This is a genomic window from Pseudomonas sp. LS-2, from assembly GCF_003605735.1.
In the GTDB taxonomy this organism is placed as follows: domain Bacteria; phylum Pseudomonadota; class Gammaproteobacteria; order Pseudomonadales; family Pseudomonadaceae; genus Aquipseudomonas.
In genome coordinates this window covers 207,391-215,708 of record NZ_QXTJ01000014.1, presented here as the reverse complement: position 1 = coordinate 215,708, position 8,318 = coordinate 207,391, and the positions used below count along the sequence as shown (strand labels likewise).

Genomic DNA, 8,318 nt, shown 5'->3' with positions numbered 1-8,318 from the left:
AGCGTCGTGGTGTCTACGCAGTGGGTTATGCCTCGGACATGGCGCACTTCGGGCCCAAAGCGGTACTGACGTCTATCGTCAACAACTGGGGCCCGCATTACATTCAGGCCACTCAATCGGTCATCGATGGCACCTGGAAATCCCAGGATTACTGGGGCGGTTTGAAAGAAGGAACAGTTGAGTTACCGATCAGCGATCTGGTGCCTGCTGACGTGAAAGGCGAAGCGCAGAAAATCATCGCCGACATCGAAAGCGGTGCATTCCATCCATTCACAGGTCCTATCAAGGACCAGACCGGCGCTGTGAAGATTCCGGAAGGCGGCGTGGCGACCAATGCCGAACTGGCCTCGATGAACTATTACGTTGAAGGCGTGAAGGCGGAATTGCCGAAGTAACCCCGTTCTGATCCAGCTAACCGTAGAAGCGCTTGCCCGCGATTGCATTCCGTCAGCCACATGTGGGGACCTGACACCCGCACCGTGAGCAAGCGCTTCTACAGTGACAGGTGCACAAATGGAGCCCACATGAACCCGCTTCCCGTCATCGATATCTCCCCGCTGTACGCCAACGACGATCAAGCCTGGCACACCGTAGCCCGGCAGATCGACGCCGCGTGCCGTGAGTGGGGGTTCTTCTATATCAAGGGCCATCCGATCAGCGCCGAGCGCATCGAACAGGTGATCGACAGCGCCCGGCAGTTTTTTGCCCAGCCCATGGACGAAAAACTCAAGATCGACATCACCCTAAGCAACCATCATCGCGGTTACGGGGCCATTGCAACGGAGCAACTTGACCCCAGCCTGCCGAGCGATCTGAAAGAAACATTCGACATGGGCCTGCATCTGCCCGCGGATCACCCGGACGTGCTGGCTGGAAAACCCCTGCGCGGCCCCAATCGTCATCCGCAACTACCGGGCTGGCAAAAGCTGATGGAACAGCATTATCAGGACATGCAGGCACTGGCGTTGACCTTGCTGCGGGCCATGACGCCGGCACTGGGCATCGAGCGGAATTTCTTCGATCAGCGCTTTGAACAACCGGTCAGTGTGCTGCGGATGATTCATTACCCGCCCCGTCATACTGCTACCAGCGAGCATCAGCAAGGTGCGGGCGCTCATACCGATTACGGCTGCATCACCCTGCTCTATCAGGATGTCGCCGGAGGTCTTCAAGTGCGGGACGTGCGCGGGCATTGGGTCGACGCCCCGCCCATCGAAGGCACGTTTGTGGTCAATCTGGGCGACATGATGGCGCGCTGGAGCAACGACCAGTACGTTTCGACGCCGCATCGAGTGGTCAGCCCGCTGGGCGTCGATCGATACTCGATGCCGTTCTTCGCCGAACCTCACCCCGACACCCGCGTCGAATGTCTGCCGGGGTGTACCGACGACAACCATCCGCCGCTGTATCCGCCGACCACCTGTGCCGAGTTTCTGCTGTCACGCTTTGCCGACACCTACGCCTACAGAAGAGAGCAGAAGGCAGAGGTCTGAACCGTCCGGTCAGGTTTTTAACCAGCCGTCGCACTCAACTCTGTAGAATGCCCGCCATTGCACCTGATGAGAAAAGCACATGTACGACTGGTTGAACGCCCTGCCCAAGGCCGAATTGCACCTGCATCTGGAAGGCTCGCTGGAGCCCGAACTGCTGTTCGCCCTGGCTGAACGCAACAAGATCGCCCTGCCCTGGAACGACGTCGAAACCCTGCGCAAGGCCTATGCCTTCAACAATCTTCAGGAGTTTCTCGACCTCTACTATCAGGGCGCGGATGTGCTGCGAACCGAGCAGGATTTCTATGACCTGACCTGGGCCTACCTGCAACGCTGCAAGGCCCAGAACGTCATTCACACCGAACCGTTCTTCGATCCGCAGACCCACACCGATCGTGGTATCCCGTTCGAGGTCGTGCTCAACGGCATTTCCGGTGCATTGAAAGACGGCAAGCAGCAACTTGGCATCAGCAGCGGCCTGATACTCAGCTTCCTGCGCCACCTGAGCGAAGAAGAGGCGGAAAAGACCCTCGACATGGCCCTGCCATTTCGCGACACCTTCGTCGCGGTCGGTCTGGACAGTTCGGAAATGGGTCACCCACCCAGCAAGTTCCAGCGAGTGTTCGACCGTGCACGCCACGAAGGCTTCCTGACGGTGGCCCATGCGGGCGAGGAAGGACCGCCTGAGTACATTTGGGAGGCACTTGACCTGTTGAAGATCGAGCGAATCGATCATGGAGTGCGCGCCATCGAGGATGAGCGTCTGATGCAGCGCATCATCGACGAACAGATCCCGCTGACGGTTTGCCCGCTGTCGAACACCAAACTCTGCGTGTTCGATCACATGGGCCAGCACAACATTCTCGACATGCTCGAGCGGGGCGTGAAGGTCACTGTGAACTCCGACGACCCTGCCTATTTCGGCGGTTATGTAACCGAGAACTTCCATGCATTGCATGAGCATCTGGGCATGACGCAGGATCAGGCCAAGCGTCTGGCGCAGAACAGCCTGGACGCGCGGTTGGTCAAGCCTTGACCCGATAAAGCTTCGGCGCAGCAATACGGCCTGGCGGCGGTCGTCATTCGAAGGCCACCGCTGGCAAGCCGGGACACTAAAAAAATGTCTTCGATTGCGCTGCGAGCCCCTCAGGCCGCCGACGCAATCTTGCTGATTTCGCGCTGCCCATTGGACGAGATCTGCAAGGTGCTGGCCTCCTCCGTGGTGCGCAACCACCCCAGTTGCATGAACAACTGCAGCAACCCAGCCCCCAGAGCACCACCCAGATGTGGGTTGCGTTCACTGCAGTCGGCGCAGGCGCAGACGGTCTCACGCTGCCGGTGCGCCAGTGCAGGAATGAAGATTCCCCGTTCGGCGAATCGGGAGACTCCGATGCTGGTCACTTCCAGACGCTGGTCGCACTGTTCGATCCAGCCGGCGCCCAGCATCCGGTGATACAACTCGGTGGCCAGCTCTCCACCCAGATGATCGGAACAGATACTCGCATGGCGTAATGGCAAGGGCGGCAGCGGTTGAGCGACGCTTCGACTGACCACCTCGGCGCTGACCATCGACGCACTGGCCAATGCCTGGACGGCCATTGCGACCTCAGGCGCGGCGAGCCTGAAAAAACGCTTTCGTCCTCTCGTCTCCTGCCGCAGTAATCCGCCTGAAGCAAGTCGCGCCAGATGCGCACCCGCCGATGAGGTGGACAAGCCCACCAACAGCGCCAACTCGTCGGCCGCCCGCGATGTTCCGTCCATCAACGCCCACATCATCGCGCTGCGTTTTGGATCGGCCAGCAGCGCGGCAATCTGACTGATGCAAGGTGCATGTTCCATGTCTTCACTCCCTGTTGAAACATTCGTCTATTACGGTGACCGACTTGCCACTTACGTTATGCAGCCATCATCGTTGCCTGGAACGGGCAATGGCTTTGACTTGCATCACATCATCGAAACTTCAGGCAGCATAAAGTGTGGGGCAATGCAGATTTTCTTATGCAACCACGACAGTTTCGACGTGCTTCAATTAATCGGGCTAATGCTGGCCGCATAGTATAAGCGCTGCGCCCTGCCCAAGAATTGGCCTCCCGCAGGCTGGCATTGGGGCCTGTCAGGCGTATCGACAAACCTTGGTCAAAGAGTCGCCGGGCCAATTCTGCGAAAATCTTCTATCGGCGAGCTCGAAAAGCACGCACTATCTGGCCTCTGGAGATTTATTGTTGAATGCACTTCTCGCAGGTCTGGGCAAATGCCTACAGCCAAAACTCCAAAAACTCTCAAGAAAAAAAGCTCGTCCGCAATGACCTTCGAGGGACTTTTTAACGTGACGGGGTGTCCTGTTTTGTCCGACAAACGAGTCATGTAAGAAATTTCTATTTTTTAAGTAGTAAAGAACCTCACTGGTCTCGAGCCCCATTAAAGCGTTATCAATTTGGAACAGTCGTAATCACAGTTTTTAACACCTCGCGTTCGAAGCGGCGTTCAGGGCGTGCGGCAATGAACGGTCATCACCGGACGCCCTGCCAGTCAAATACGAACGTCCTGGTGCGGTATCAACGCGTCGCGCTTCTGCTGTGCGTGGCGCGTGACCATCGCAAGGCTGACCGCCAATACGCCACACAGTGAAATGACGGTGGCCATTGGCACCGCTGTGCCGTCGTGCAGCACACCGACCAGAGCGGCTGCTCCCGCCGCGACGCTGAACTGCAGACAGCCCAGAAGCGCCGAAGCACTGCCGGCACGCTTGCCCTGCCCGGCCATCGCGCATGCCGAAGCATTGGGAATGATGCAACCTAGGCTGGCTATGTAGATGAACAGCGGGACCAGCAGCGGCCAGAGCTTCTCGGTGTGCAGCGAGGCAATCCCGAGCAGCACCAGTGCCGCGCCTAAATACAACCAGACCATGCGCGACAACAACCACGCAGGGCCGAAACGACCTACCAGCCGGGCATTGATCTGAGCGACGAGGATGAACCCCGCTGCGTTGGTGCCGAACAGCCAGCCGTAATGTTCGGCCGGTACGCCATACAGCTTGATGAACACGAATGGTGAGCCTGCGATGTACGAAAACATACCGGCCATAGCAATGCCGCCGGTCAATGCATGTCCGAGGAAAATCCGGTCGCCGAACAGACGCCAGTAAGCGCCCAACGCACCCGAAAGCGGCAATCGTGGATGGCCAGCCGGCATGCTTTCAGGCAGTCCCATGGCCACGGCGACAGCCGTCATCGCGCTGAACACAGTCAAGGTCAGAAAAATCGTCTGCCAGCCGTAGCTGTTCACCAGCAGTCCGCCCAGCATCGGCGCGAGAATCGGCGCCAGCCCCATCACCAGCATCAACTGGGAGAACACCTTCGCCGAATCCACGGGAGAACATTTATCACTGACGATCGCCCGTGACAGGACCATGCCCGCGCAGCCGCCCAGCGCCTGAACAAAGCGTGCCGCGATCAGCCATTCCAGGCTCGGTGCCAAGGCGCATGCCAGCGATGCCAGCGTAAACAGACCGACGCCGAACAGCAGGGGAATACGACGTCCGAATCGGTCAGCAATTGGCCCATAGGCGAGTTGGCCGATGCTCAACCCCAGAAAGTAAGAGGCCAGCGTCATTTGAACGTGTTTGTCGTCTGTGCCGAAAGCCAGGGCAATGGCGGGAAAACCGGGCAAGTAGAAATCGATGGCCAATGGGCCGAAGGCGCTAAGTGCACCGAGAATCAGGATGGTTCTGAGGTTCATAATTTTCCTAGGCAGATCCGTGCAGATCGACAGTTTAACAACCCTGAATCTTCTCAGGCCGTCGACAGGAAAATTACTAAACGTTTTTCAGCCTACAGTGCCGTCAAGCGGAATTTCGGAACTAATGGCGCCGTACCGAGCATCGGTTAATGGATTTCCTACAGCGCTTTTACAAATAACTCACACATCTGGTTCTAGACTTTTCATATCAGTCGAGGAACCGGAAGATGAATACGCGTTGGGTTGTGCTGTGGTGCTGCTTGGTCGTCGCCGGTTGTCAGTCTACCCACGACCAGTTAATGGCCGAAGGTTATCCGCCGGCTTTCGCTGATGGTTTCCAGGACGGTTGCGGCAGCGGACGGCAGTCGGTGGATGTCATGAAGGGCCAGTACAAGAAAGACGTGCCGCGCTATTTGCGCGACACGATCTACGCCCAGGGCTGGAGCGATGGTTTCCGTCAATGTCAGGCACAACTGGAAAATCGCAGTCTTCAGGATCAAGGTCGAGACAGCATCTGGAACGACCGTGATCGCGCCTGGGAGCAGCAGAAGACTCAGGATGCTGCCAAGGCGTATCGCTCTCACTGAAATGTAAGTCGCTTGTGGACATTCGGTGAAACTATCCGGGTGCCAACATGGCCCAACTTCAATGAGCCATGAATAAGGAGCACTCACGTGAGTCGGGCCTTCGTCAACGAAGACAGTGCCGCCGCTCAAGCCAGTCAGCCGGTTGAGCGACAGATCAGTGATAATCCCAATTACGTGACCGCTAGCGGCCTGGCGCAACTGCAGGCGCATGTAGCGGCATTGCAAGCGCAGCACAGCGAGCAGACGGCTCTTGGCGAGCGTGCAGACAAGCAACGGCTGGCCGATATCGAGCGTGACCTGCGCTATTTCAGTCAACGACTGCAAAGTGCCCAAGTGGTAATGCCTGCGATCTCGACGGAGAAAGTGCAGATCGGCAGTTGGGTGACATTCGCCGATGAACATGACCAGCAACAGCGCGTGCAGTTGGTGGGAGAGGATCAAGCGGATGCGGCCAGTCATCTGATCAACTGGGCATCGCCATTAGGTATTGCGCTGCTGGGCGCCGAGGTCGGGGATGAAGTCAACTGGCATCGTCCGGCGGGAGATCAGATGATCGAGATTCTGAAGATTGAGGCGGATGGTTGAATTGCCACTAACATGCCATCTGTGGGAGGGAGCTTGCTCGCGATGACCGGAGCAGGATCGATGGAGATGTAAGAGATGCACCACCGTCATCGCGAGCAAGCTCACTCCTACCGGAATCGCGTCGGTTAGAAGTTCTAAATGAGCTTCAAAAAAAAACGGAGCCCTGAGGCTCCGTTTTTCATGACGCTAGCCCGAATCAGGCCAGTTTTTTGTGACGCACGCGGTGCGGCTGGGCAGCTGCGTCGCCCAGGCGCTTCTTGCGATCGGCTTCGTATTCGGTGTAGTTGCCTTCGAAGAAAACAGCTTGCGAATCGTCTTCGTACGCCAGGATGTGAGTCGCTACGCGGTCAAGGAACCACCGATCGTGGGAGATCACAATGGCGGCGCCCGGGAAGTCCAGCAGGGCTTCTTCCAGAGAGCGCAGGGTTTCAACGTCGAGGTCGTTGGACGGTTCGTCGAGCAGCAGGACGTTGCCGCCCTCTTTCAGGGTCAACGCCAGGTGCAGACGACCGCGCTCACCACCGGACAGATCCTTGACGAACTTCTGCTGATCGCCGCCCTTGAAGTTGAAACGGCCGACATAAGTACGCGACGGGATTTCGTAGTTGCCGATCTTGATCTGATCGGAACCGTCGGAAATCTGTGCAAAGACGGTCTTGCTGCCGTCCAGGTCGTCGCGGCTCTGGTCGACGCACGCCAACTGCACGGTTTCACCGATCTCGATGGAGCCCGAATCCGGTTGTTCCTTGCCCATCAACATGCGGAACAGTGTCGATTTACCGGCACCGTTACCACCGATCACGCCAACGATGGCGCCCTTTGGCATGGCAAACGACAGGTTGTCGATCAGCACGCGATCGCCATAGCCCTTGGTGACGTTCTTGAACTCGATGACCTTGTCGCCCAGACGCGGACCGGCCGGGATGTGGATCTCGTTGGTCTCGCTGCGCTTCTGGAATTCCTGCGACTGCATTTCTTCGAAGCGTTGCAGACGGGCCTTGGATTTGGACTGACGAGCCTTGGCGCCTTTGCGCACCCACTCCAGTTCTTCCTTCATGGCCTTTTCGTGAGCAGATTGCTGCTTGGATTCCTGGGCCAGACGATCGGACTTGGCTTCGAGCCAGCCAGAGTAGTTGCCCTCATAAGGAATACCGGCGCCGCGGTCGAGTTCCAGAATCCAGCCAGCGACGTTGTCGAGGAAGTAACGGTCGTGCGTGATGGCGACCACAGTGCCTGGGAAATCGTGCAGGAAGTGCTCAAGCCAAGCCACCGAATCGGCGTCCAGGTGGTTGGTCGGTTCGTCGAGCAGCAGCATGTCTGGCGCGGACAGCAGCAGGCGGCACAGGGCTACCCGACGCTTTTCACCACCGGACAGGTGTTCGACCTTGGCGTCCCAGGCTGGCAGACGCAGCGCATCGGCGGCGACTTCCAGTTGGCGCTCGAGGTTGTGGCCGTCGCTGGCCTGAAGAATGGCTTCCAGTTTTGCCTGCTCGGCGGCCAGCTTGTCGAAGTCGGCATCAGGCTCTGCGTAGGCGGCGTAGACCTCGTCCAGCCGCGACTGGGCGTCCTTGATCACGCTGACCGCTTCCTCGACCACTTCTCGAACGGTCTTGCTCGGGTCCAGTTGAGGTTCCTGCGGCAGGTAGCCGATATTCAGTTCAGGCATCGGACGCGCTTCACCATCGAACTCGGTGTCGACACCGGCCATGATTTTCAGCAGCGTGGATTTACCCGAGCCGTTGAGGCCCAGAACACCGATCTTGGCGCCGGGGAAGAATGACAGGGAGATGTTTTTCAGGATTTCCCGCTTCGGCGGAACAACTTTGCTCAGCCGATGCATGGTGAAGACGTAAGAGCCTGTTTTGCCTGTTTTGTCACTTTTTGACATGGTTTGGTTCGCCTTTAATCCGTTATCTTT

Annotated in this window: 9 protein-coding genes; 6 read left to right on the top strand and 3 right to left on the bottom strand. The window is 57.9% G+C overall.

Annotation, left to right across the window (positions count from 1 at the left end; translation table 11 throughout):
- The 3 genes from D3M70_RS32855 to D3M70_RS08060 all read left to right on the top strand — a co-directional run.
- Window positions 1-395 (top strand): BMP family ABC transporter substrate-binding protein (locus tag D3M70_RS32855; protein ID WP_256659754.1); only part of this gene is annotated, 395 nt, incomplete at its 5' end.
- Between the two features lie 129 nt (window positions 396-524).
- On the top strand, window positions 525-1,493 hold the full coding sequence (locus D3M70_RS08065; RefSeq protein WP_120125267.1) for a 2-oxoglutarate and iron-dependent oxygenase domain-containing protein: 969 nt from the start codon (window positions 525-527) through the stop codon (window positions 1,491-1,493).
- A 79-nt stretch (window positions 1,494-1,572) separates the two neighbouring features.
- Complete coding sequence (locus D3M70_RS08060; protein WP_120125266.1) at window positions 1,573-2,526, top strand: adenosine deaminase; 954 nt, start codon at window positions 1,573-1,575, stop codon at window positions 2,524-2,526.
- Between the two features lie 110 nt (window positions 2,527-2,636).
- Here D3M70_RS08060 and D3M70_RS08055 read toward each other — a convergent pair whose 3' ends face one another.
- Window positions 2,637-3,329: a helix-turn-helix transcriptional regulator gene (locus D3M70_RS08055; RefSeq protein WP_120125265.1), complete on the bottom strand. Its 693-nt coding sequence runs from the start codon at window positions 3,327-3,329 to the stop codon at window positions 2,637-2,639.
- Between D3M70_RS08055 and D3M70_RS08050 the strand changes: the two genes are divergently transcribed.
- Window positions 3,328-3,546 (top strand): hypothetical protein, encoded by a 219-nt coding sequence (locus D3M70_RS08050; RefSeq protein ID WP_120125264.1) that lies wholly within the window; start codon window positions 3,328-3,330, stop codon window positions 3,544-3,546. The two genes, D3M70_RS08055 and D3M70_RS08050, sit on opposite strands and share 2 nt — an antisense overlap.
- A gap of 473 nt (window positions 3,547-4,019) precedes the next feature.
- Here D3M70_RS08050 and D3M70_RS08045 read toward each other — a convergent pair whose 3' ends face one another.
- Window positions 4,020-5,228 (bottom strand): multidrug effflux MFS transporter, encoded by a 1,209-nt coding sequence (locus D3M70_RS08045; protein ID WP_120125263.1) that lies wholly within the window; start codon window positions 5,226-5,228, stop codon window positions 4,020-4,022.
- A gap of 227 nt (window positions 5,229-5,455) precedes the next feature.
- Between D3M70_RS08045 and D3M70_RS08040 the strand changes: the two genes are divergently transcribed.
- Both D3M70_RS08040 and D3M70_RS08035 read left to right on the top strand, forming a co-directional pair.
- Window positions 5,456-5,815, top strand: a complete 360-nt coding sequence (locus D3M70_RS08040) for a hypothetical protein (protein WP_120125262.1) — start codon at window positions 5,456-5,458, stop codon at window positions 5,813-5,815.
- An 87-nt stretch (window positions 5,816-5,902) separates the two neighbouring features.
- Complete coding sequence (locus tag D3M70_RS08035) at window positions 5,903-6,400, top strand: GreA/GreB family elongation factor (RefSeq protein WP_120125261.1); 498 nt, start codon at window positions 5,903-5,905, stop codon at window positions 6,398-6,400.
- A gap of 196 nt (window positions 6,401-6,596) precedes the next feature.
- On the opposite strand, the gene ettA is transcribed toward D3M70_RS08035, so the two are convergent.
- Window positions 6,597-8,288, bottom strand: a complete 1,692-nt coding sequence (ettA, locus tag D3M70_RS08030; RefSeq protein WP_120125260.1) for an energy-dependent translational throttle protein EttA — start codon at window positions 8,286-8,288, stop codon at window positions 6,597-6,599.
- Window positions 8,289-8,318 lie beyond the last annotated feature (30 nt).

Bases quoted from the DNA above. Each gene is read 5' to 3' on its own strand.
- D3M70_RS08055 (WP_120125265.1), bottom strand. From the start codon at position 3,329: ATGGAACATGCACCTTGCATCAGTCAGATTGCCGCGCTGCTGGCCGAT.
- D3M70_RS08040 (WP_120125262.1), top strand. From the start codon at position 5,456: ATGAATACGCGTTGGGTTGTGCTGTGGTGCTGCTTGGTCGTCGCCGGT.
- D3M70_RS08065 (WP_120125267.1), top strand. From the start codon at position 525: ATGAACCCGCTTCCCGTCATCGATATCTCCCCGCTGTACGCCAACGAC.
- D3M70_RS08045 (WP_120125263.1), bottom strand. From the start codon at position 5,228: ATGAACCTCAGAACCATCCTGATTCTCGGTGCACTTAGCGCCTTCGGC.
- D3M70_RS08060 (WP_120125266.1), top strand. From the start codon at position 1,573: ATGTACGACTGGTTGAACGCCCTGCCCAAGGCCGAATTGCACCTGCAT.
- D3M70_RS08050 (WP_120125264.1), top strand. From the start codon at position 3,328: ATGTCTTCACTCCCTGTTGAAACATTCGTCTATTACGGTGACCGACTT.
- ettA (WP_120125260.1), bottom strand. From the start codon at position 8,288: ATGTCAAAAAGTGACAAAACAGGCAAAACAGGCTCTTACGTCTTCACC.